The sequence below is a fragment of the Vibrio sp. YT-16 genome (assembly GCF_033337405.1).
GTDB lineage: Bacteria > Pseudomonadota > Gammaproteobacteria > Enterobacterales > Vibrionaceae > Vibrio > Vibrio alginolyticus.
The window spans coordinates 1-1,198 of sequence record NZ_JAWOQQ010000112.1 but is presented as its reverse complement, the minus strand read 5'-3'; the positions used below and the strand labels follow the sequence as shown (position 1 = coordinate 1,198).

General features: G+C 46.9%; 1 protein-coding gene. It reads left to right on the top strand.

Annotated elements, in window-relative coordinates; translation table 11 throughout:
* Positions 1 to 1,198, top strand: a 1,198-nt coding sequence (locus R7F07_RS25105) for an aspartate kinase (protein WP_318110650.1), incomplete at both ends; no start/stop codon positions are given.

Here is a 1,198-nt window from a genome sequence, read left to right as displayed (position 1 = left end):
GTCAGTTTGTGCACGGCATTAACTTACTTGGTATGTGTCCAAACAACGTCAATGCTCGCATCATCAGTAAAGGTGAGCGAGTTTCGATTCAATTGATGAAGGCGGTACTGGAAGCCAAAGGGCAAAAAGCGAACCTCATTGATCCTGTTGAATATCTGTATGCGCAAGGCGATCACCTAGAAGCCATGGTGGATGTTGATGTATCGACACAGAACTTCCGTCAAAATCCTCTTCCTAAAGATCATGTGAACATCATGCCGGGCTTTACTGCGGGTAATGAAAAAGGCGAATTGGTGACGCTGGGTCGTAACGGTTCTGACTATTCAGCGGCAGTATTAGCGGCTTGTTTACGTGCTGATTGTTGTGAAATCTGGACGGACGTGGATGGTGTTTACAACTGCGATCCTCGATTGGTTGAAGATGCACGACTGCTTAAGTCACTCAGCTATCAAGAAGCAATGGAGCTTTCTTACTTCGGTGCATCCGTTCTGCATCCGAAGACCATTGCTCCTATCGCGCAATTCCACATTCCATGTCTGATCAAAAACAGCTTTAACCCTCAAGGCGCGCGTACGCTTCTCGGCCAAGATACTGGTGAAGATAATCTTGCGATCAAAGATATTACAACGCTTAACGACCTAACCATGGTTAACGTATCAGGCCCAGGTATGAAGGGGATGGTAGGCATGGCGAGCCGAGTATTTGGTGCGATGTCTTCTGCTGGTGTCTCTATTGTATTAATTACTCAATCATCGTCTGAGTACAGCATCAGCTTCTGTATCGAGGCCGATGATAAGATGAAAGCTCAACAAGTGCTGGCGGATACGTTTAAGCTTGAACTAAAAGACGGGCTATTGGGACCGGTTGATTTTATCGATGATGTTTCTATCGTTACCTTGGTTGGTGACGGCATGCGTACATCCCGTGGTGTTGCTTCACGTTGCTTCTCGTCTCTTGCGGAAGTGAATGTTAATATCGTCGCGATTGCGCAGGGTTCTTCAGAGCGTGCTATCTCTGCGGTAATTCCGGAAGACAAAATTTCTGAGGCGATCAAAGCGTGTCACGAAAACCTATTTAACTCGAAATACTTCCTCGATGTGTTTGTTGTTGGTGTTGGCGGTGTTCGCGGTGAGCTGGTGGATCAGATCCAACGTCAACAATCCAAACTGGCGGAAAAAGGTATCGTGATGCGAGTGGG